Origin of the sequence: Paracoccus sp. (in: a-proteobacteria) (assembly GCF_047973135.1) — a bacterium.
Taxonomy (GTDB): Bacteria; Pseudomonadota; Alphaproteobacteria; order Rhodobacterales; family Rhodobacteraceae; genus Paracoccus.
The window spans coordinates 1-22,449 of the sequence record NZ_JBKEBL010000283.1 but is presented as its reverse complement, the minus strand read 5'-3'; the positions used below and the strand labels follow the sequence as shown (position 1 = coordinate 22,449).

Sequence of the window (22,449 nt, the reverse complement as noted above, 5' to 3'; positions counted from 1 at the left end):
CATGGCCATCAGGATCGGCATCAACCCCATCACCTGGACAAATGACGACGTTCCCAGCCTTGGCGGTGACACGCCGCTGGAAACCTGCCTGTCCGAGACCCGACAGGCCGGTTATGCCGGAACGGAACTGGGCGGGAAATTCCCCCGCGACCATGCGACGCTGGCGCGTGTGCTGGCGGATCACCGGCTGGAACTGGTGTCGGGCTGGTATGACGGGCGGATTCTTGAACAAAGCGTCGAGGATGAATACCGGGCGATCCTGCCGCATCTGACGCTGCTGCGCGATTGCGGCGCGCGGCATGTGGTTTACGCCGATACCTCGCGCGGGCGGCATGACGGCATCTTTCAGCCGATCTCGCAGCGTCCGCGGCTGCAAGATGACGAATGGCGCGACTATGGACGCAAGGTTACGGAACTGGCGGACCGCTTTGCCGATTTTGGCGTCGGCATGGCCTTTCATCACCATATGGGCACGATTGTCGAAACCGACGTCGAGATTGACCGCCTGATGGAAAACACCGGCGACTCGGCCGGGCTGCTGTTCGACACCGGGCACTGCCTGTTCTCGGGCGGCGACCCCGCGACGCTTCTGGCCCGGCATCTGGATCGCGTCGTGCATTTCCACTGCAAGGATGTGCGCCCCACGGTTCTGACCAAGGCGCGGGCGACGGATGCAAGCTTCATGGATGCGGTGCTTGAGGGCATCTTTACGGTACCGGGCGATGGCAGTGTCGATTTCACCGCGCTGCTGAAACCGCTGGCCGCGCGCGGATACGAGGGCTGGATCGTAGTCGAGGCCGAACAGGATCCGAAGAAAGCCCATCCGTTGACCTATGCGCGGCTGGGCTATCGCAATCTGCTGGCGATGGCGACCGAGGCGGGTTTCGACGTGACCGGGGCCGCATGATGCCCGGCCCTCATGTCACCATCAATATTGACGACATCGGTATGTGCCACGGCGCGAACAGCGCCTTTGTGGCGCTGTCACGGGCCGGGCGGGTCGATTCCGGCTCGCTGATGCTGCCCTGTCCCTGGGCGCTGGAGATGATCGAGCTGGGTCTTGCCGATACCGCGCTGAAGATCGGGATCCATCTGACGCTGACCTCGGAAAAGCGGCATTACCGATGGCGGCCCCTGACCGCGCCGGGACGTGCTGCGGGGCTGGTGGACGATGACGGCTATCAGTGGCGCAGCGTTCCCGAATTGCGCCGCCATGCCCGCCCCGGCGCAGTCGAGGCCGAGTTGCGCGCCCAGATCGAAGCTTTCCTTGCGACCGGCCTGCGCCCCGCGCATATGGACGGGCATATGGGCGCGGTGCTGTCGCCCGAATTTTACGACATCTATATCGCACTTGGTCGGGAATACGGTATTCCGACGCTGTATCCGGCCTCGATCCTGTCCTATGGGCCACGTCACAATCTGGGGCAGATTGATGACGGATTCTATCGCGAACGCGCCACGATGCTGCGGGACGCGGGCTGCGGGGTCGTGGACAGCGTGCTGGAAACGCCCTGGCATCTGCGCGGCACGGCGGAACAGCGTTATCTGGATCTGTTCGGCCAGATCGGCGAGGGCGTGACCTTTTTCGCGCTGCACGCCAATGCGCCGGGCGAGATTTCGGTGATCGAACCCGATTCGGCCGATATGCGCATACAGGAATACGGATTTCTGGTCAGCGACGGCTTTGGCCGCTGGCTGGACACTCATGCCCCCGTTCGGGGTACCTTACCGGCCTGATCGGGGCCGCAATCCGGGAAGCGCCATTCAAGGCGACAGGAAGATGTATTTTGACAGGAGAGGAGTAGCTATGAACACGCTTGCGAAAATGACCCGTCGCGGTCTGGCCGTTGTGGCCATGGGGGCCGCCGCCCTGCTGGTGCAGCCATTCGGTGCCGCCGAGGCGCAGATGAAAGAGGCCAAGGATATCCGCGTCGTCTTTGTGACCCATGGTCAGGCGAACGATGTCTACTGGACCATCGTGAAGAACGGCATGCTTGAGGCGTCGAAGAACCTTGGCGTTACCGTCGAATATCAGGCACCCGAGACGTTCGACGTGGTGCGCATGGCCCGGATGATCGAGGCGGCAACGGCCTCGAAACCGGACGGGCTGGTGGTGTCGATCCCGGACGCCGCCGCGCTGAAGGCTCCGATCGAAAACGCCAAGGCCGCCGGGATCCCGGTCATCGTGATCGACACGGGCGAGGATCAGGTCGGCGAATGGGGCCTTGACCTGTTCGTCGGGGGCGGATCGGAATACGATAACGGCGTGAATGCCGGCAAGATCATGGCCGAGGCGGGGGTAACGCAGGGTCTTTGCGTGAACCACGAGGTCGGCAATGTCAGTCTGGACAAGCGTTGTCAGGGCTTCAATGACGGGTTGTCGGAAAGCGGCGGCAAGGCGACCGTGGTTTCCGTGACCATGGATCCCACCGACGCGACGCGCCGGGTCGAGGCGGCGATGTCGGCCAATCCCGACGCCACGGGCGTGCTGACATTGGGGCCTACGGTCGGGGCACCGGTTCTGAAGATGCTTGAGGAACGCGGCAGACTTGACAGCATCAGGATCGGCACGTTCGACCTGTCGCCCGAGGTTCTGGACGCGGTCGATCAGGGCAAGATGATGTTCGCCATCGACAACCAGCAATTCCTGATGGGCTATTACCCGGTGATGTTCCTGGCCGCCAAGGCGATGTATCAGACCTTCCCGCCGCAGGCCGTCCGGACCGGTCCGGCCTTCATCATGCAGGACGCCGCCGCCGCCGTGCGCGATCTTAGCAAAGCGGGCTTCCGCTGACCGGCGGGCTGGATCCGACAGAAGGGGAAAGACATGACCACTTCGCCGAACCGGGACACCCCGTACCCGATCCCTGACACGATACCGCCCCGAAGCACGGGGCGGACACTGGCCCGGCTGATGCGCCGCCCCGAACTGGGATCGCTGAGCGGAACGATCCTCGTTTTCGCCCTTTTCGCGATTTTCGCGGGCAATAGCGGGCTGTTCAGCGCGCTTGGGATCTCGAACTTCCTTCAGGTCTCGGCGCAACTGGGCATTCTGGCGGTGGCGGTTGCGCTACTGATGATCGGGGGCGAATTTGATCTGTCCGTCGGGTCGATGATCGGTTTCGCCAGCGTCACCATCGGGCTTGGTGTGACCGAATTCGGCCTGCCGGTCTGGGGCGCGGTCCTGCTGGCCTTCGCGCTGGCGGTGGTGGTCGGTACGGTGAACGGGCTGCTGGTGGTCAGGACCGGGCTGCCCTCGTTCATCGTGACGCTGGCCAGCCTGTTCATTCTGCGCGGGCTGACGCTGGCGGTCACGCGCTCGATCACCGGGCGCACGCAGATCCCCTATATCACCGAGGGACAGGAGGATTCGTTCTTTGTGCGGCTGTTTGGCGGCAGGTGGCTGACCGGGTTGTTTCAGTGGATGGGCGACATGGGCTGGATCGACGTGAAACCGGATGGCACGCCGCTGGCTGCGGGGCTGCCGATGTCGGTCGCATGGTGGCTGATGCTGGTCGCGCTGGCGACATGGATCCTGCTGCGCACACGTTTCGGAAGCTGGATCTTCGCGTCGGGCGGCGATGCCAATGCGGCGCGCAATGTTGGCGTGCCGGTGGATCGGGTCAAGATCATGCTGTTCATCGGCACCGCCGCCGCCGCGACGCTGTTCGCCACCATTCAGGTGCTTGAGGCAGGGTCCGCCGACACGCTGCGCGGGACGCTGAAAGAGTTTCAGGCGATCATCGCGGCGGTGATTGGCGGCTGCCTGCTGACGGGGGGCTATGGCTCGGCCATCGGGGCGATGTTCGGGGCGCTGATCTTTGGCACGGTCGAGATGGGCATCTTCTATACCGGCATCGATTCCGACTGGTTCAACGTGTTTCTGGGCATCATGGTCCTGATCGCGGTTCTGGTGAACAATTTTGTGCGCCGCAAGGCGACGGAGGCCTGACCATGCCGGAACAAGCGATCATCGAGCTGCGCGATGTCAGCAAGCATTTCGGGTCCGTCACGGCCCTGACCGGCATCAATATCGCCGTCCAGCCGGGCGAGGTGCATTGCCTGCTGGGCGATAACGGTGCCGGAAAATCGACGCTGATCAAGATCCTGTCGGGGGTTCATCAGCCTTCGACCGGCGAAATCCTGATCGACGGCAAGCGCAGGGTTCTGTCCTCGCCGCGCGAAGCGCTGGATCAGGGCATCGCCACCGTCTTTCAGGATCTGGCCATGATCCCGCTGATGAGCATCACCCGGAACTTCTTTCTGGGCCGCGAGCCGACCATCGGCCGGGGACCGTTCCGGCGGATCGACCTGAAAAGCGCCGACCGCATCGCCTTTGGCGAACTGGCGCGGATCGGCATCGACATCAAGGATCCGCAGCAGGCAGTCGGCACCTTGTCGGGGGGGCAACGGCAATGTGTTGCCATCGCGCGCGCCGTCTATCACGGCGCGCGCGTGCTGATCCTGGACGAACCGACCTCGGCCCTGGGTGTGCATCAGGCCTCGACGGTGCTGCGCTATATCGTGCAGGCACGCGAGGCGGGGCTGGGGGTTATCTTTATCACCCATAACATCCATCACGCCTATCCGGTGGGCGACAAGTTCACCCTGCTGTCGCGCGGAACGTCGGTCGGCACATTCCTCAAGGATGAGATCACCGAAATGGAGGTGCTGGACATCATGGCCGGCAAGCGAGAGCTTCAGGCGCTTACCGCCGCAACGAATGATGCTAATCTGTCCCGTTGAAGATGGCAGGGCGGGGGCACCCGGCCATCGCCGGGAAAGGGCAGGGGCCGGGAATGAAATCGCTGTTCCCCAGCGAGGGGATCTATCTGGACCGCGATTCGGGCCAGCCGCTTCCCCGTCAGCTTTACGGCTGGTTTCGCCTCAGGATCGAACGCGGCAGCCTGCCTGCGGGCAGCCCTCTGCCCTCGTCGCGGGTGCTGGCCGCTGATCTGGGGCTGGCGCGAAACACCGTCATTGCCGCCTATGATCAACTGGCAATCGAGGGATATCTGGTGGTCCGGCGCGGTTCGGTTCCCAGGGTCGCCGATCTCAAGCTTGACGAGGACGCGGCCCGCCTGCGCGAACCCGCCCCGGTTCCCCGGCTGTCGCGGCGCGGCGAAGAGATGATCGCGCAGCCATTCCATCATGGCCAGCCGGGGCAGCCGGGCCTGCATCCCGGCATGCCCGATGCCGAACATTTTCCCTTCAGCATCTGGTCCAAGATGCTGGCCGCGCGTGCCAAACATGCCCGCAGCAACCTGTTCGGATCCTATCACATCCGTGGCCATCCCGACCTGCTGGAGATGATACGCCGCTATCTTGCCGCCTCGCGCGGGGTGGATTGCCGGGCCGAACAGATTGTCGTGACCACCGGCGCGCAAGCCGCCTTTGACCTGCTTGCGCGCCTGCTGCTGGACCCCGGCGATACCGTCTGGATGGAGGAGCCGGGCTATTACGGCGCGGCTTCGGCCTTTGTCTGCGCCGGGGCCAGCCTGCTGCCGCTGCGGGTGGATGCTGGTGGTTGGGATCTGCGGCCCGCAACCGGCCCGACACCGCGCGCAATCTATGTCACGCCGTCATGTCAGCACCCTTTGGGCGTCACCATGTCGCTGGATCAGCGGCTGCGGCTGTTGCGGCTGGCCGATGAATTCGGCGCATGGGTGATCGAGGATGATTACGACAGCGAATACCGCTTTCAGGGACAGCCGATCCCGGCCTTGCAGGGCATCAGCAACTCGCGCCGGGTGATCTATGTCGGCACATTCGCCAAGGTGCTGTTCCCGGCCATGCGGCTGGGTTTCATGGTTCTGCCCGAGGGGCTGGCCGCCGCCAGCCCCGCCGCGCTTAGCGTGACCGGCCAGTTCGCGCCGTTGATCACCCAGGCGGCGCTGGCCGATTTCATCGCCGAGGGTCATCTGGTGCGCCATTTGCGGCGGATGCGGCGGCTGTACTCTGCCCGCCGGACATGTTTCATCCAGACTTTCCGCGCCGAACTGGGCGAATGGCTGGATGTGGCCGAAACCGATTCCGGGATCCAGCTTGTCTGCCATCTGAAGCCCGGCCTTGACGACCGCCTGATCGCGGCCGAGGCGCGCAAGCTGGGGATCAACCTGTCGCCGCTGTCGATTCAATACCGCCACGAACCGCACCGTCAGGGGCTGGTGGTCGGCTTTGCCGCCGTGAACGAACGCGAAATTCTTCAGGGCACCCGCAACCTGCGCGGGCTGCTGCAAAGGCTGACCGGCCACCGCGTTACATCTGGACCCTGAAAATTGCGGTAAACTGGTCCTTTCATGGGGCCGGAGTATCCCCGAAACCTGTAGCCGCCCCGTGTGCCGGCGGAGCGGACATGAAAAAAAGCACGAGGGACCATGATCGAGATCTGTCTGTTCGGCGCGGGAATGATCGGTTCCGTGCACGCGGCCAATGTGCTTCGGCACCCTCAGGCACGGCTGAAATATGTGGTCGATCCCCGCCCCGAGGCAGCGCGGCGGATCGCCGAGGCTACGGGCGCGCAATCCGTGGATGCCGATGCCGCGCTTGCCGATCCGGCGCTGCGGGGCGTGATCGTCGCATCGGCCACGGCCACCCATGCCGATCTGTCCATCGCGGCGGCGCGGCAGGGCAAGGCGATCTTCTGCGAAAAGCCCATCGACATGGATCTGGCCCGCACCGATGCCTGCCTGCGCGTCATCCGTGAAACCGGGGCGATCTTTCAGATCGGTTTCAACCGCCGCTTTGACCCCAGTTTCGCAGCGCTGAAAAGCCGGGTGGATGCCGGGGCGGTGGGGACGGTGGAACAGGTGATCATCACCAGCCGCGACCCCGAACCCGAACCCGAACCCGCCGTCGCTGCCGGTGGCGGACTGTTCCGCGAGATGACCATCCACGATTTCGACATGGCGCGGCACCTGCTGGGCGAGGAACCATCCGAGGTTTTCGCCGCCGGTGCCTGCCTGATTGCGCCCTATTTCGCGAAACATGGCGATTACGACAGCGCCATGTTCATCCTGCGCACCCGGTCGGGGCGGATGTGCCACATCAACAACTCGGCCCGCGCCAGTTACGGCTATGATCAGCGGATCGAGGTGCACGGCTCGGACGGGATGATTCGAGCGGATAACTGTTTTCCGACATCGGTGGAACTGGCCACATCCGCCGCGATGTCACGCGACAGGCCGCATTACTTCTTTGTCGAGCGTTATCAGGAAAGCTATTACAACGAACTGGACCGGTTCATCGCCTGTATCGAGACCGGCACTTTGCCCGCCGTCGGTGCCGAGGATGGACGCCGCGCCATGATCATCTGCGAGGCCGCGCTTGCCTCGGCCCGGTCTGGCCGGTTCGAGCGGCTGGATTTCTGACGTTCCGTCAGCGGGGCAGGACGGGGTTTTCGCTGGGGGAATGGCCAAAGCGGTCCTTGTAGTCGCGCGAAAACCGGCCCAGATGTGAAAACCCGGCGGAATAGGCAGCCTCGGAAACGCTGGGGGCGTCCTGACGGGCCATCAGGCGATAGCGGGCGGTGTCCAGCCGTGCGTTGCGCAACACCTGCATGGGCGACAATCCGCAGTCGCGCTGAAACCCCATTTGCAGCGTGCGCACATTAATGTCGGCGGCGGCGGCGATGTCGGCCAAGGTGATCGGCTCGGACAGGTTGGCGTGGATATAGTTCATCGCCTGCCGGATCGCGCGGGGTCTTGCACGGTGGTCGGCCCGTTCGATGATATGCGTAATATTGCTGCGTTGCAGGGTCAGCAACGCATGGGCCAGATCGTATTCGGCGCGCAGATCGCCGCCGCGCAGCGGGCGGCGGAACAGGTTGCCATTCTCGACCGCGCTGGTGCAGGCGGTGACGACGCGCTGCAATTGCCGACCCTGCGGCGTGCCAAGATCGACCTTCATGTCAAAGCGGATAGGACCGGGCAGCGGCGCGCCGGTCAGCGCCACGGCAACGGCCTCGACATGGGCGCGGTCGATCTGGAACAGCAGTTTGCGGCAGGATTCGCCCCAATGCAGCCTGGCCCCCCGGTCCGGGTTCAGGATCGCCGCCAGTGCGGGCGAGGCGGTCATCTCTTCTCCCCGGTGCTGGATGGCGGTCTTGCCCGACAGGGCGAGATGCAGCAGGTAAAAGGGCCGCTGGCTGCCCGGATCGACCGAGACCTCGGGGCCATAGGACAGGTAATTGACCGAGATGTTGCAGCCGCGCACCGCATTATGCCGCACCGACAGGGGGGCGCTGCGGTGACGGATTTCCAGCCGGTGATCACAAAGCTGCTGGGCGACGCGGTGGCGGGCCTCGTCCAGATCATGCGTGCGCAGGACAGGATGATCGGCGAAATATTCCCTGACAGGGGGCGTCTGCTCGGCTGTCATTTGATCCCTGTGTGGCTTGCGGCCCTTGTCGCCGGGCCATTGGATGAGATTGGCTGAGATAGCGTAATTATTTTAACCCTGAAACATTCTGGCGCAACAGGGATTCGTTTTTTGGATAAAAGATTGGCCGGTTTCAGGTTAGGCTGGCCACGAACAGGGGAAAACAGGGGGATATGCGCGATGGAACATGGCGTAACGGCGGCTGCAGACGGCCTGAACGGGCATGCATGGAACGTGGTGGGGCATACTTATGTGCCGAAACTGCATGGCGAGGATGCTTTTATCTGGCACGCCACGATTCCGGCGGGCACCTTTGTTCCGCATCACATCCACCCGACGCAGGACGAATGGATCTATATGCTGGACGGCCAGCTTGAGATCGAGTTTCCCGACAAGACCCTGCGCGCCGGTCCCGGCGACACGATCCGCATGCCGCGCGGTATCGCGCACGGGATCTTCAACCGCTCGGGGGCCACGGCGCTGTGCGTCTTTGGCGTCTCGCCCTCGCGTCAGCTTTATCAGCTTTTCACCGAACTGGACGGCGTGACCGATCCGGCCGAGCTGGTGCGGCTGTCGGCGCTGCGCGAGGTGGATTTTCTGCCCCCTCCGGGTGCCTGAGACGCCGCCGGACAGCAGACCCAGAACAGGAAAGGCAGAGACATGACCGCAATGGAACCGGGCATCGTCAAATCCCGCGACAGCATGGATTCGATCCGCTGGAACATCCTTGGCCAGACCTATGTGCCCAAGCAGATGACCGAGGAATGTTTCTCGTGGCATGCCAGCTTTCCGCCTGGCACTTTCGTGCCGCCGCATATCCACCCCGATCAGGACGAATTCCTGTATATCCTTGAGGGGCGGTTCACCTTTCTGCTGGATGGCAGGGAAATGACCGGCGAACCCGGCGATCTTGTGAAACTGCCCCGCGGCATTCCGCACGGGATCTTCAACCGGACCGACGTCACGATCAAGACGCTGTTCTGGGTGACGCCTTCGGGGCGGCTGTTTGACCTGTTCTGGGAATTGCACAATATGGGCCCGGATGCGGACCCGGCGCAGGTGGTGGCGGTCTCGGCCGCGCATGCGATCGACTTTTTACCGCCCGACGAGGCCGGGGGGGGCGGGCAATGACCGTCCTGATCGCGGGTGCTGGTATCGGCGGGCTGACCACGGCGCTGATGCTGCATCACAGGGGCATTGCCGCACAGGTCGTCGAACAGGCGGCGCAGGTGCGAGAGGTCGGCGTCGGTATCAACACGCTGCCCCATTCCATCGCCGAACTGGCAGAACTTGGCCTGCTGCCCCGGCTGGACGAGGTCGGGCTGCGCACGCGCGAGCTGCGCTATCTGACCCGCAACGGGCAAGAGGTCTGGCGAGAACTGCGCGGCATGCATGCGGGCCACGATCATCCGCAATTCTCGATTCATCGCGGGCGGCTGCAAAAACTGCTGTATGACGCGGTGGTCGAAAGACTGGGGCCGGGCGCGGTGCTGACCGGGCTGCGCCTGACGGGGTTCGTTCAGGACGAGGCGGGGGTGACGGCGCATTTCACCGACGCCATCGACGGGCTGTCCTCGCGCACGTTGCGAAGCGAGGTGCTGGTCTGCGCTGACGGCATTCACAGCATGGGCCGCAAGCGGTTCTTTCCGAACGAGGGCAGGCCAAGCTGGACAGGGGTCGTCATGTGGCGGGGGGCCGCCGAATGGCCGGTCTGGGAAGATGGCGAAACCATGGCCATTGCGGGCGGGTTGGGGGCCAAGCTGGTGCTGTATCCCATTGCGCCCGCAAAAGATGGCAGGCAGTTGATGAACTGGGTTGTGAATGTGCGCGTGGCCGATGCCAGCGTCTCGCCTCCTCCGCCCGAAAGCTGGTCGAAACAGGCACCGCTGGCCAAGGTTTTGCCCCATGCCAGACGTTTTACCGTGCCGGGTTTCGACCTTGAGGCGCTTGTCCGGGGCAGCAGCGCGATCTTTGAATATCCGATGGCTGATCGAGACCCTCTGCCGCGCTGGACCCATGGGCGGGTAACGCTGCTGGGGGATGCGGCGCATCCGATGTATCCGGTCGGCTCGAACGGGGCGGCGCAGGCAATTCTGGACGCGCGCTGTCTGGCCGACCATCTGGCGCAGGCCGAACACCCGCGCGAGGCGCTGTATCGCTATGAACAGGACCGGCTGCCGAAAACCGCCGAGGTGGTGCGCACCAACCGCATCGGCGGGCCCGAGCGGGTGATCGACGAGGTCGAACGCCTCAGCCCGCGCCGCTTTGACAATGTCGATGATGTGCTGTGCTATGAGGACCGCAAGGCCATCGTCAAGGGCTATGCCCGGATGGCCGGGTTCGCGACCAAAGAGGCAGGTTGACGCCGCCGCCACGATACAACGCGACCCCGAAACGGGGCGCAACAGGGAGTAAAGATCATGACAACCGGATTGACACGGATCCTGTCTACCGCCGCCGCCCTTGGCCTTGGCGCGGGAACTGCCGCACTGGCCGAGGACATAAAGATCGGCCTGGTGGTGACGCTGTCCGGCCCGCCCGCCGCGTTGGGCCAGCAGATCGTTGACGGCTTTCAGCTTGCGCTGGATCAGAACGGCGGCACGCTTGGGGGCCAGCCGGTCGAACTGATCGTCGAGGATGACGAACTGAAGCCCGATGTCGCCCTGTTGAAGGCGAAATCGCTGGTCGAGCGCGATCAGGTCGATTTCGTCGTGGGCACGGTGTTTTCCAACATGCTTCAGGCCATATACAAGCCGGTGGTGCAATCGGAAACCTTTCTGATCAGCCCGAATGCCGGGCCTTCGACCTTTGCCGGAAAGAACTGCAATCCCTATTTCTTCGTCACCTCGTACCAGAACAACCAGAACGCCGAGGTCAGTGGCATGATCGCCAACGAAGAGGGGTTCCAGAACGTCTTTACCATGGTGCCCAACTATCAGGCCGGGCGCGACAATATCGAGGGTTTCAACAAGACTTTCGCGGGTAAGGTCGCGGATGAAGTCTATACTCCGCTGGGGCAGCAGGATTTCTCGGCCGAACTGGCGCGGATTTCGACATCGGGGGCAGATGCGCTGTTCACCTTCATGCCCGGCGGCTCGGGCGTGCGGCTGGTCAAGCAGTTTGACGCGGCGGGCCTGTCGGACAAGGTGAAATTCATCTCGGTCTTTACCACCGACGAAACCACCCTGCCGGGTCAGCAGGACGAGGCACTTGGCTTTCTGTCGGCGGGGTCATGGGCACCCGACATGACGAACGAGGCGAATACCGCCTTTGTCACGGCCTTCGAGGAAAAATACGGCTATGTGCCGGGGTCATATGCCGCGCAATCCTTTGATGCCGCGCATCTGATCGCCAGCGCGCTGGAAAAGACCGGCGGCGCGACCGATGACAAGGATGCGCTGCGCGCCGCGCTTGAGGCGGCCGATTTCACCTCGGTCCGGGGCAAATTCGCCTTCAACAACAATCACTATCCAATTCAGGATTTTCACATGATCCAGGTCGCGAAACGCGATGACGGGAAATTCTGGACCACCACGGTGCGCACCGTGGTCGAGGACTATCAGGACAGCTTTCATCAGGACTGCAAGATGTAGGGCTGCCAAGGACTGTCGCGCATGATCATCCGAAAGGCGGTTCCCCTGTGTCCCTGACCCTGCTTCTCATTCAGTGCCTGAACGGGCTGCAATATGGCACGCTGCTGTTTCTGATCGCGGCGGGCCTGACGCTTGTGTTCGGGGTGATGGGGTTCATCAATCTGGCGCATGGCGTGCAATATATGGTCGGGGCCTATCTGGCCTTTGTCTATTACAACCTGACCGGCCATTTCCTTGCCGCCGTGCTGTTGTCGATGGCGACGGCGCTGGTCATCGGCCTGCTGCTGGAGCATCTGGTCTTCCGGCATCTCTACGCCCGCTCGCATCTGGATCAGGTGCTGGCGACATTCGGAATCATCCTGTTCCTGAACGAGCTGATGAAGGTCATCTTTGGCCCCACCACCCTGTCACTGCCCGCGCCCGAGTTCCTTTCCGGTTCGATCCAGTTGACCGATCAGTTGCGCTATCCGGTCTATCGCTTCGTGACGATTCTGGCCGGGCTGACCGTGGCAGCGCTGCTGTATGTCACGGTGACGTGGACGCGGGTGGGTATGCTGATCCGTGCCGGGGCAACGACGCCCGACATGGTCTCGGCGCTGGGGGTCGATATCGAACGGTTGTTCATGATCGTCTTTGGCGTCGGCGCGATGCTGGCGGGTTTCGCCGGAGTGATCGCCGCGCCGATCTTTGCCATCGAGCCGGGCATGGGTGACAACATCCTGATCGTTGCCTTCGTCGTCATCATCATCGGCGGCATCGGCTCGATCCGGGGGGCGTTTCTGGGCGCGCTGCTGGTCGGGCTGATCGACACGCTGGGGCGTACGCTGGCGACGGGTGCCGTTGGGTTGGTCTTTGGCCCGTCCATGGCCAACCAGATCGGGCCGGCGCTGGCCTCGATGCTGATCTATATCCTGATGGCGGCGATCCTTGTGTTCCGGCCGCAGGGCCTGTTGCCCGCGAAAGGGGCCGCGTGATGGCGCGCGATCATGGCCTTGTCACCGCTGCAATCATCTTTGCCCTGCTGCTGGTTGCGCCATTCGTTCTGCCGCTGCTGGGCGGAGGATATCTTGAAAGCCTGCTGATCAAGGCGATGCTGCTGGCCATTGCCGCGATCTCGCTGGACCTGCTGATCGGGCAGGGGGGGATGATCAGCCTTGGCCATTCCGCCTTTGTCGCCATCGGGGCCTATGCGGCGGCGATCGGTCTTGAAAGCGGGATCAGCGAGATTCTTGTCCTGCTGGCGCTGGCGCTGCTGGTCGCCGGGCTTTTCGCCCTCGCCACAGGGACGCTGGCCTTGCGGACCGAGGGGGTCTATTTCCTGATGATCACGCTGGCTTTCGGCCAGATGGCCTATTTCACCCTGACCTCACTGGCGGGCTATGGCGGCGATGACGGGCTGACGCTGTGGTCGCTGGCAACACTGTTTGGCAGCGACATCGTGCAGAATGGCGGGGGGCTGTATTTCGTCGTGCTTGCGGTGCTGGTCCTGACATGGTGGGGCGTTCACCGGCTTGGCCTGTCGCGCTTTGGCCGGGTGCTGCGCGGCGCGCGTGACAATTCCGAACGGGCCGAAGTGATGGGCTTTTCCGTCTTTCGCTTTCGCCTGACCGCCTATGTGATCGCGGGGATGATTGCGGCCGCGTCGGGTGTGCTGCTGGTGCAATATGCCGAATTTGTCAGCCCGGCGCTGGCGACCTGGCAGCGTTCGGCCGACCTGATCGTCGTGGTCGTCCTTGGCGGTCTTGGCAGCCGCAACGGCGCGATTCTGGGTGCGTTCTTCATCGTCATCATGGAAGAGGCCCTTGGCGCGATCCTGCATGAATGGCGGCTGATCTATGGCCCGCTGCTGGTGGTGCTGGTGCTGTTCGCGAAGGGCGGGCTTAGCGGGCTGTTCAGTCGCCCTGCACCGGAGGACGCGGCATGAGCGTGCTTGAGGTCCGCAATCTGAACAAGTATTTCGGCGCCGTCCATGTCAGCCGCGACATCTCGCTTTCGGTTGCCGGGGGGCGTTGTCACGCGCTGATCGGGCCGAACGGCGCGGGCAAGACCACGCTGATCCATCAGATTTCCGGCGTACTGCGCCCCGATTCAGGGCAGGTCTTTCTGGATGGGCAGGACATCACCCGGCAATCGGTCTGGCAGCGGGTGCAGGCCGGACTGGGCCGGACCTTTCAGTTAACCTCGATCCTGCCCGGATTTTCGGTGCTGGAAAACGTGGCGCTGGCGGCGCAGGCCAAGGATGGCTCAAGCATGCGCTTTTTTCGCATTGCCGCGCGTGAACGCGGGCTGAACCGGATCGCGCTGGACACGCTGGAGCGGATCGGCATGGGCCACCGCTCGGGCGTGTTGGCGGCGGATTTGTCGCATGGTGAAAGGCGGCTTCTGGAACTGGGCATCGCGCTGGCTGGTGCGCCGAAATTCCTGTTGCTGGACGAACCCATGGCAGGGCTTGGCCGTACCGAAAGCACGATGCTGACCGGGATTCTGGAAGAATTGCGCCGCAGTATTCCGATGCTGCTGGTCGAACATGACATGGACGCGATTTTCCGGCTGGCCGATACTGTCTCGGTGCTGGTCGATGGCGAGGTGGTGGCGCGCGGCACCCCCGACGAGGTTCGCGCCGACCCCGCCGCCCGCGCCGCCTATCTGGGAGAGGCCGCAGGATGAGCGATCTGGTCACGATTTCGGGGCTTGAGGCGGGATATGGCAATGCGCGCGTGCTGTTCGGTATCGACATGACCCTGCCCGAGGGGCGGGTCAGCACGCTGATGGGCCGCAACGGCATGGGCAAGACCACCACCGTGCGCTGCCTGATGGGACTTTTGCGCCCCAGTGCCGGCGAAATCCGCGTGCGCGGGCAGGATCTGACCGGCGCACCGCCCTTTCGCGTGGCACGGGCCGGGTTGGGGCTGGTCCCCGAGGGGCGGCGGATTTTTCCGTCGCTGACCGTCAGCGAAAATCTGCGCGCGACGGCCCGGCCCATCCCGCAGGGCTGGACCGAGGACCGCGTCTATGACGCCTTTCCCCGGCTGTCACAGCGCAAGCGTAATCTGGGCTTTCAGCTTTCGGGCGGCGAGCAGCAGATGCTGGCCATTGGCCGGGCGCTGATGACCAATCCCGCCCTGCTGATCCTTGACGAGGCGACCGAGGGTCTTGCTCCGCTGATCCGCGACGAGATCTGGTCGATGCTGGGCGGGCTGAAGGCCGAAGGGCTGGCGATCCTGCTGATCGACAAGAACCTGGACGAACTGGCCCCGATCACTGATCGTTACTATGTCATTGAAAAGGGCGAAATCGTCTGGACCGGCGACGCCGGGGCCTTTGCTGCGGAACGCCCCAGGGTCGAGGGATTCTTGCATCTTTGAGGCCGGATTTGCTGCACGAACGATGTATAGCTGATGCTGCGCCAATTTGATCATCAAATTGGCGCAGCATCAGCATGAAATCAAATGGTTTTAGCCTGACAACATAACCAGACGAAAGTCGTCAGGCTATAGCTGACGGACGCAGGTCCGCCGCAGGCGTTTGCAGGGGGTCCGGGGGGTGCACAGCCCCCCGGCCATCGCGGGACGCAAAACTGCGGCGGTGCCGGGCTATGCCGGGGCTGACGATATTGCGCTGATGGCGAATGTCGCGCTTGCCTCACGCCAGCTTTCGCGGCCCCCCGACCAGCCTGGCACGACCGCTGCCTTGTGTCAGGCGCATGGCGTCGGGGCCTGGCGGGGGCAGGTCCAGGACCGTCTGCCGCAGCGTGGTGATCGCAGCTTCGGCGTTGCGGGGCAGGGTGGCCGGATCAAGCGGTCTGCCCACCGTGATGCGATAGGGCTGGCGCGCCTTGTTCAGAACCTCGTGGAACAGGGTCACATCGCGCAGCGTCGCATGAAGCGCGTCCAGCAGATAAAACAGGGCCGAGTTGCGTGCCCGTATGCGCAACGGAATCACCGGCACGCCGAATTTCCGCGCGATCATCGCGGCACTGGCCATCCACGGGCGTTCGTGCAGCGTGAGGCCCCGCCGTTTGGCAAGACGGCCCGAGGGAAAGATCAGCCCGATCCGCCCTGCCGCCAGCGCGTTGCGGGTGAAATCCATCGTCGCCCTCGCCTTGGCATGGCTGCGCTTTTCCACGCGCCATTCGACCGGAGCGATCAGATCGGCCATCTGCGGCAAGACACGGATCATGTCGTGATTGGCATATACGAACAGATCGTTGCGCAGGGGCGCAAGCAATGCCCAGATCACGATGCCGTCGGCAATGCCCGTCGGGTGGTTTGCGACGATCAGCGCGGGGCCGGTGGTCGGGACATGTTCGATCCCCTCGACGCGAAGGTCGCGGACCATCAGTTGCGACACCTGGCACAGGATCTCGGGCGTGGGCAGGTCGCGGAACCCCGCCGCCAGATCGATGGTACGGGGATAGCACAGCAGCCTCATCATCAGCCGCCGCGCGATCCGGTGAAACAGGCGGCCCGATTGCAGCCATGGGGCCCGCTCGGCGATCAGCGGATCCAGGCGGGTCCGCATCTCGGCCCGTGCATCGGTGGTCGGGTCAGTCATCCGGCCATCCTGCCCTGCGCCGCGCCCGACCTCAAGCCGGGTCAGCCGCCCGCCGCGATCATGCGCGAGACCATTTCGCGCAGGTTGCGGCTGATGCCCTCCATCGCGGCCATCTGCCGCAGTGCCGCCAGCGCCTTGTCGCGGCGGCCCTGATCATAGCGGGTCCATGTTTCAAAGGCGGTGGACATGCGCGCCGCGATCTGAGGGTTGGACTTGTCCATCTTCATCAGCCACCGGGCGGTGAAATCATAGCCTGCGCCGCTTGCGGTGTGAAAGCCGGCATGATTGGCGGCCAGCCCGCCCAGCAGCGCGCGGAACCGGTTCGGGTTCGTCCAGTCGAAATCGTCGCGCCGCGACAGCCGTTCGGCGATGGCGGCGGCATCGGCGGGCGGAGCGGCTGTCACCTGAACCGAGAACCACTTGTCCATGACCAGCCGGTTTTCGGCGAATTCCTGCCGCAGCGCATCCAGCGCGGTGGTCCCGCGTCCTCGTTGCAGCAGGCAGGAAAGGGCGGCCATACGTTCGGTCATGTTCCCAGCCGTGCCGAACAGTACCTCGGCCCGGTCGCCGCCATCAATGCGGTTCAGCAGACCGAGCGCGGCCAGCCGCAGCGCCCGATGTGCCGCTGAGGTGGCATCGGGGGAATAGGGGCCTTCGACGGCGTTGTCGTCGTAAAGCGCGGATAGCAGGCCCTGATGCGCCTCGGCCACGCGGCGGGCCAGCCCCTCGCGCGCGGCATGGATGGCATCGGGATCGGGTGTGATACCCCGCACCGAAAGCTGCGTGGCGATTTCCTCGTCTCCCGGCAGGGCAAGGCACAATGCGCGAAAGGCCGGGTCGGCAGTGTCATCCCCCGCCAGCCTGCCGATGGCATCGACATAACCGCCGCCCGCATCCTGCCCGTGCGCCAGCGAGATCAGCGCCGACAGCGCCAGATCACGCCCGGCCTCCCACCGGGCGAAGGGGTCGGTGTCATGGGCCAGCAGAAAGGCGCGGGTCGGGTCGTCGATCCGCCGTTCCAGCACCACGGGGGCCGAAAAGCCGCGCAGCGCCGACACGACAGGCCGCGCCCCAAGCCCGTCGAAGGCAAAGCTTTGTTCTGCGCCGGTCATTTCCAGAATCTCGGTCGCCCGGACCTCGTCTCCATTCGGGCCGATCAGGCCGACGGCAACGGGAATGACACGCGGCGGCTTGACGTCCTGACCGGGCGTGGGCGGGGTTGCCTGCGTGAAATTCAGGGTCAGCCTGCCATCCTGCCAATCCTCGGACATGGTCAGATGCGGTGTGCCCGCGTCCGTATACCAGCGCTTGAACTGCGCCAGATCGCGACCGGTCGCATCCTCGAACACCTTCAGCCAATCCTCGATGGTCGCGGCCTGTCCGTCATGGCGGTCGAAATACAGATCCAGTGCAGCCTTGTAACCGTCATCGCCGACCAGCCGCTTCAGCATGCCGATGACCTCGGCCCCCTTTTCATAGACGGTCGCGGTGTAGAAATTGTTGATTTCCTCATAGTGATCGGGCCGCACAGGATGGGCCAGCGGGCCCTGATCCTCGCGGAACTGGCGGGCGCGCAGGGCCTGCACATCGGCGATGCGCTTGACCGGCGCGCTGCGCATGTCGGCGGTGAACTGCTGGTCGCGAAAGACCGTCAGCCCCTCTTTCAGGCAAAGCTGGAACCAGTCGCGGCAGGTGATGCGGTTGCCTGTCCAGTTGTGGAAATATTCATGCGCGATCACGCCCTCTATACGTTCGTAATCGCCATCGGTCGCGGTTTCGGGGCTGGCCAGAACCAGTTTCGAGTTGAAGATGTTCAGCCCCTTGTTCTCCATCGCGCCCATGTTGAAATCATCGACGGCGACGATGTTGAACACGTCCAGATCATATTCGCGGCCATAGACCTTTTCGTCCCATTCCATCGACCTGACCAACGATTCCATGGCGAAACCGGCGCGGTCCTGATCGCCGGGGCGAACCCAGACATGCAGATCAACCCCGCGCCCCGACATGGTGGTGAAGCGGTCGCTGACTGCCACAAGATCGCCCGCGACAAGCGCGAAAAGATAGGCGGGCTTGGGCCAAGGGTCGTGCCATTCGGCAAAGCCGTCGCGGCGTTCCACCGGGTTGCCGTTCGACAGCAGTACCGGCTTGTCCGACCGGATCGCGACGCGAAAAGGTGCCATAACATCAGGGCGGTCAGGGTAAAAGGTAATGTGCCGAAAACCCTCGGCCTCGCATTGGGTGCAGAACATTCCGCCGGACAGGTACAGCCCCTCGAAGGCGGTATTGGCCGACGGGTCGATCCTGACCTCGGTTCGCAGGGTGAAGGAGCCATCGGGCAGGGCAGCGGCGGCAATGGTCAAATTTTCGACATCGCGCGTGACATGTCCGGGCAAGGGCGGGGTGCCGTCGATCGCCAGACTGACCAGTTCCAGCCCGGTTCCGCCGTCCAGAACCAGATCAGCCCCTGCGACGCGTGGTCGCAGCGCCAGTTCTGCGCACACAAGGGTGGCGCCGGGTTGCAGGTCGAATTCCAGCCGCGTTTCCGTCAGGATGAACGGATAAGGCGTGTAGTCCGCGAGGTATTGCACTTTGGGGCTGACTGGTCCGGGCACAGGGATTCTCCGTCTGAGGGGGTGTCTGTCACGGGAAACTCAACATGTTCTGACGTGTTAGTGTTGCAAAAGCCCGCCCGCAAGTGCGCATTCCCGGCGCAGCGATTGACTTCGCCGCGCTGACGGACCAGATCTGTTGACCGAACCGGTGCAAGAAATTCATGATGGAGTTCGTCCATGACCTATGATCCGAACGACCCCAAGCGCAAGCCCGCAGATGATCGCGATCCTGCAAAACCCCGAGAAACCTATGTCGAACCGGTCGAGCGCCGGTCCTCGCCGCTGCCACTGATCATCGGCGTCGTGCTGGCACTGGCGCTGGCCTATTTCGTGCTTCAGCGGTTCAATACCGACGATGCCGTGGCCACCGATGGCGCGACCACGACCGTGAGCACCCCGGCAGAGGCGCCTGCCGATACGGCAAGCGCGACCGAAACCCCTGCCGCCGAGGCCGAGGCGGCGGCAGACGAGGCCGCGACCGAGGCCGAGGCAGCGGCAGACAGCGCCGCCACCGCAACCGAACAGGCGGCGACTGATGCCGCTGCGGCGACGGAAGAGGCCGCCACCGACGCGGGTGCCGCCGCCGGTGCCGCCGCGACTGACGCGGCAACCGCCACCGAAGAGGCCGCCACCGACGCGGGCAGCATGGTCGAACAGGCCGGTGACGCCGTTGCGGAAACTGCCTCGGATGCCATGACCGCCGCCGGGAACGTGGCGGAAGATGCGGCCAATGCCGTCGAGGGCGCGGCGGAAGACGCGGCCAACGCGATCGGCAATGCCGTGTCGGGCGGTACGGACGGCGCGGCCCCCGAGGCGACACCGGCTCCCGTTGCGCCTGCGCCCGCCGAGGGCACGCCCCCGCCGGCCCCCACGCAGTGATCCTCTGGCATTCGGACTGAAAGCCGGGCCGCGCGGATCATCCGCGCGGCTTTTTCGTTGCGGCGCACATATACCCGCCGGGAAACGCCCCATCCGTTATCACGCAACGTTTCAGCCAATCGCACCCTTGTGAAAGATTGTTGCGCGATGCTATTCACGTCCCCAAGCGAACTGGGAAAATTTGGGGGGCTTTATAGCCATGAAAATTGGCGCATTGAAGGAAAGCTACGAGGGTGAGGCGCGGGTCGCCGTCACCCCATCTTCCGCAGCGCATCTGCACAAACTTGGGCATGAGGTATTCGTCGAAAGCGGCGCGGGCACCCTCGCGGGCTTTTCCGACGACGACTATCGCAAGGTCGGCGTCACGGTCGAGGCTGGCCCCGCCGAACTGATCGGTGCCGTCGATGTCGTAGCCAAGGTACGCCAGCCATCCGAGGATGAAATCGCCCGGATGCGCGACGGCCAGACGGTGATCTCGTTCTTTTATCCGGCGCAGAACAGCGGCTTGCTTGAAAAGGCCAGGGATCAGGGCGTCACCGCGATTGCCATGGACATGGTGCCCCGGATCAGCCGCGCGCAAAAGATGGACGCGCTTTCCTCGATGGCCAATATCGCGGGCTATCGAGCGGTGATCGAGGCCGCGAACAATTTCGGGCGCTTCTTCACCGGGCAGGTGACTGCGGCGGGCAAGGTTCCGCCTGCGCGGGTGCTGGTCGTGGGCGCGGGGGTGGCCGGTCTGGCCGCCATCGGCACCTCGGTCAGCCTTGGCGCGCAGGTCTATGCCTTTGACGTCCGCCCCGAAGTGGCCGAGCAGATCGAATCGATGGGCGCGGAATTTGTGTTCCTCGATTTCAAGGAACAGGCTCAGGACGGGGCCGCAACGGGCGGCTATGCCGCGCCCTCCAGCCCGGAATTTCGCGAAAAGCAGCTTGAGAAATTCCGCGAACTGGCCCCGCAGATGGATGTGGTGATCACCACCGCGCTGATTCCCGGTCGCGACGCGCCCAAGCTGTGGACCGCCGACATGGTCCGGGCCATGAAGCCCGGCAGCGTCATCGTCGATCTGGCCGCCGAAAAGGGCGGCAATTGCGATCTGACCGTTCCCGATCAGCGCATCGTCAGCGATAACGGTGTGGTGATCATCGGCTATACCGATTTCCCCAGCCGGATGGGCGCGCAGGCGTCGGAACTGTACGGCAACAATATCCGCCATTTCATGACCGACCTGACCCCGAAAAAAGACGGCGTCGTTCATCACAACATGGAAGACGACGTGATCCGGGGCGCAACCGTCACCCATGCCCATGACGTGACATGGCCCCCACCCCCGCCGAAAATCGCCGCCATCGCAGCGCAGAAGCCCAAGGAAAAGAAAAAGGAACTGACCCCCGAGGAACGGCGCACGCAGGAAGTCGCCGCCTTCCGGGCCGAGACGAAATCGCAGATCACCCTGCTTGCAGGGGGCGGGATCGTGTTGCTGCTGGCCGGGCTGCTGGCCCCCGCCAGCTTCATGTCGCATTTCATCGTCTTCGTGCTGGCCTGTTTCGTAGGTTTCCGCGTCATCTGGAACGTGGCCCATTCGCTGCACACGCCGCTGATGGCCGTCACCAACGCGATCAGCTCGATCATCATTCTGGGTGCGCTGATGCAGATCGGTTCCGGCTCGGGGCTGGTGGTGGTACTGGCGGCGCTGTCGGTGCTGATGGCGGGCGTCAACATCTTCGGTGGCTTCATGGTCACCCGCCGCATGCTGGCGATGTTCCAGAAGTCGTAAGGAGAGGGACGCATGGAATACGGATTCACCACCGCGGCCTATGTGGTCGCAGCCGTCCTGTTCATCCTTTCCCTCGGGGGGCTGTCGGGACAGGAAAGCGCAAAGCGCGCTATCTGGTACGGCATCGTCGGCATGGCGCTGGCCGTTCTGGCGACGCTGTTCGGACCCGGTGCGGGCAACTGGTGGCTGTCGGCCATCATGATCGCCATCGGCGGCAGCATTGGCTGGGTCGTGGCCAAGCGCGTGCAGATGACCGAGATGCCGCAGCTTGTCGCGGCCATGCATTCTCTGGTCGGTCTGGCCGCCGTCTTCGTCGGCTTCAACGCGCAACTGGAAATGGGCCGGGTGCTGCGCGCCATGGCCGAGGGATCGACCGAGCATTTCCGCGGCTTCGCCGAGGTGCTGACCCACAAGACCCCGGCCGAACTGAACATGCTGCAGATCGAGGTCTTTCTGGGGGTGTTCATCGGCGCGGTGACCTTCACCGGCTCGGTGGTGGCCTTCGGCAAGCTGGCGGGTCGGATCGACGGCAAGCCGAAGAAGCTGCCCGGCGGGCACCTGCTGAACGCGGCGGCGGCGGCGGGATCGCTGATCCTGGGCCTGCTCTACTGTGCCGACATCGGCCCGTCGGTGTTCTGGCTGATCCTGGTCGCGG

At 63.9% G+C, this 22,449-nt stretch carries 21 protein-coding genes; 18 read left to right on the top strand and 3 right to left on the bottom strand.

What is annotated here, in order from left to right; genetic code table 11:
- Position 1: 1 nt before the first annotated feature.
- The 7 genes from iolE to iolG all read left to right on the top strand — a co-directional run bounded on the left by iolE (position 2) and on the right by iolG (position 7,370).
- Complete coding sequence (iolE, locus tag ACK5L9_RS20835) at positions 2-907, top strand: myo-inosose-2 dehydratase (RefSeq protein WP_416913372.1); 906 nt, start codon at positions 2-4, stop codon at positions 905-907.
- Positions 904-1,737 carry a polysaccharide deacetylase family protein gene (locus ACK5L9_RS20830; RefSeq protein WP_416913371.1) on the top strand — a complete coding sequence of 278 codons (834 nt, stop codon included), beginning with the start codon at positions 904-906 and terminating at the stop codon, positions 1,735-1,737. The genes iolE and ACK5L9_RS20830 overlap by 4 nt, the downstream gene beginning before the upstream one ends.
- Before the next feature lie 70 nt (positions 1,738-1,807).
- Positions 1,808-2,794, top strand: a complete 987-nt coding sequence (locus ACK5L9_RS20825; protein ID WP_416913370.1) for a sugar ABC transporter substrate-binding protein — start codon at positions 1,808-1,810, stop codon at positions 2,792-2,794.
- A 33-nt stretch (positions 2,795-2,827) separates the two neighbouring features.
- The gene (locus ACK5L9_RS20820; protein WP_416913369.1) at positions 2,828-3,952 is read left to right on the top strand and encodes an ABC transporter permease; all 1,125 of its coding nucleotides are present in this window, start codon (positions 2,828-2,830) and stop codon (positions 3,950-3,952) included.
- A gap of 2 nt (positions 3,953-3,954) precedes the next feature.
- Entirely contained in the window at positions 3,955-4,746 is a 792-nt protein-coding gene (locus ACK5L9_RS20815) for an ATP-binding cassette domain-containing protein (RefSeq protein ID WP_416913368.1), read from the top strand.
- Between the two features lie 53 nt (positions 4,747-4,799).
- Complete coding sequence (locus ACK5L9_RS20810) at positions 4,800-6,275, top strand: PLP-dependent aminotransferase family protein (RefSeq protein WP_416913367.1); 1,476 nt, start codon at positions 4,800-4,802, stop codon at positions 6,273-6,275.
- Positions 6,276-6,377: 102 nt separating this feature from the next.
- Positions 6,378-7,370, top strand: coding sequence for an inositol 2-dehydrogenase (gene iolG, locus ACK5L9_RS20805; protein ID WP_416913366.1), 993 nt, complete (start codon positions 6,378-6,380; stop codon positions 7,368-7,370).
- Positions 7,371-7,377: 7 nt separating this feature from the next.
- Here the strand turns inward: iolG and ACK5L9_RS20800 are convergent, their stop codons facing one another.
- Positions 7,378-8,379 (bottom strand): AraC family transcriptional regulator, encoded by a 1,002-nt coding sequence (locus ACK5L9_RS20800; protein ID WP_416913365.1) that lies wholly within the window; start codon positions 8,377-8,379, stop codon positions 7,378-7,380.
- 180 nt (positions 8,380-8,559) lie between these two features.
- On the opposite strand from ACK5L9_RS20800, the gene ACK5L9_RS20795 reads away from it, so the two are divergent.
- From ACK5L9_RS20795 to ACK5L9_RS20760, 8 genes are read left to right on the top strand one after another with little or no spacing between them, the layout of a single operon-like run.
- Positions 8,560-8,997 (top strand): cupin domain-containing protein, encoded by a 438-nt coding sequence (locus ACK5L9_RS20795; RefSeq protein ID WP_416913364.1) that lies wholly within the window; start codon positions 8,560-8,562, stop codon positions 8,995-8,997.
- A 42-nt stretch (positions 8,998-9,039) separates the two neighbouring features.
- Positions 9,040-9,510 carry a cupin domain-containing protein gene (locus ACK5L9_RS20790; RefSeq protein WP_416913363.1) on the top strand — a complete coding sequence of 157 codons (471 nt, stop codon included), beginning with the start codon at positions 9,040-9,042 and terminating at the stop codon, positions 9,508-9,510.
- Entirely contained in the window at positions 9,507-10,742 is a 1,236-nt protein-coding gene (locus ACK5L9_RS20785) for a flavin-dependent oxidoreductase (protein WP_416913362.1), read from the top strand. The genes ACK5L9_RS20790 and ACK5L9_RS20785 overlap by 4 nt, the downstream gene beginning before the upstream one ends.
- Positions 10,743-10,799: 57 nt before the next feature.
- Positions 10,800-11,972, top strand: coding sequence for an ABC transporter substrate-binding protein (locus ACK5L9_RS20780; protein WP_416913361.1), 1,173 nt, complete (start codon positions 10,800-10,802; stop codon positions 11,970-11,972).
- Between the two features lie 47 nt (positions 11,973-12,019).
- Positions 12,020-12,946, top strand: coding sequence for a branched-chain amino acid ABC transporter permease (locus ACK5L9_RS20775; protein WP_416913360.1), 927 nt, complete (start codon positions 12,020-12,022; stop codon positions 12,944-12,946).
- The gene (locus tag ACK5L9_RS20770; protein ID WP_416913359.1) at positions 12,946-13,896 is read left to right on the top strand and encodes a branched-chain amino acid ABC transporter permease; all 951 of its coding nucleotides are present in this window, start codon (positions 12,946-12,948) and stop codon (positions 13,894-13,896) included. Before ACK5L9_RS20775 ends, ACK5L9_RS20770 begins: the two co-directional genes overlap by 1 nt.
- Complete coding sequence (locus ACK5L9_RS20765) at positions 13,893-14,639, top strand: ABC transporter ATP-binding protein (protein WP_416913358.1); 747 nt, start codon at positions 13,893-13,895, stop codon at positions 14,637-14,639. Before ACK5L9_RS20770 ends, ACK5L9_RS20765 begins: the two co-directional genes overlap by 4 nt.
- A complete protein-coding gene (locus ACK5L9_RS20760; RefSeq protein WP_416913357.1) occupies positions 14,636-15,337 on the top strand; it encodes an ABC transporter ATP-binding protein in 702 nt (233 codons plus the stop codon). Before ACK5L9_RS20765 ends, ACK5L9_RS20760 begins: the two co-directional genes overlap by 4 nt.
- Before the next feature lie 277 nt (positions 15,338-15,614).
- On the opposite strand, the gene ACK5L9_RS20755 is transcribed toward ACK5L9_RS20760, so the two are convergent.
- Together ACK5L9_RS20755 and pepN are read right to left on the bottom strand one after the other, a co-directional pair.
- A complete protein-coding gene (locus tag ACK5L9_RS20755; protein WP_416913356.1) occupies positions 15,615-16,526 on the bottom strand; it encodes a 1-acyl-sn-glycerol-3-phosphate acyltransferase in 912 nt (303 codons plus the stop codon).
- A 41-nt stretch (positions 16,527-16,567) separates the two neighbouring features.
- Entirely contained in the window at positions 16,568-19,141 is a 2,574-nt protein-coding gene (gene pepN, locus ACK5L9_RS20750; protein WP_416913355.1) for an aminopeptidase N, read from the bottom strand.
- Between the two features lie 177 nt (positions 19,142-19,318).
- Between pepN and ACK5L9_RS20745 the strand changes: the two genes are divergently transcribed.
- From ACK5L9_RS20745 to ACK5L9_RS20735, 3 genes are all read left to right on the top strand, one after another.
- Positions 19,319-20,020 carry a hypothetical protein gene (locus ACK5L9_RS20745; RefSeq protein ID WP_416913354.1) on the top strand — a complete coding sequence of 234 codons (702 nt, stop codon included), beginning with the start codon at positions 19,319-19,321 and terminating at the stop codon, positions 20,018-20,020.
- A gap of 199 nt (positions 20,021-20,219) precedes the next feature.
- Positions 20,220-21,794, top strand: coding sequence for a Re/Si-specific NAD(P)(+) transhydrogenase subunit alpha (locus tag ACK5L9_RS20740; RefSeq protein WP_416913353.1), 1,575 nt, complete (start codon positions 20,220-20,222; stop codon positions 21,792-21,794).
- A gap of 12 nt (positions 21,795-21,806) precedes the next feature.
- The coding region (locus tag ACK5L9_RS20735; RefSeq protein WP_416913352.1) for an NAD(P)(+) transhydrogenase (Re/Si-specific) subunit beta at positions 21,807-22,449 on the top strand (643 nt) is incomplete at its 3' end.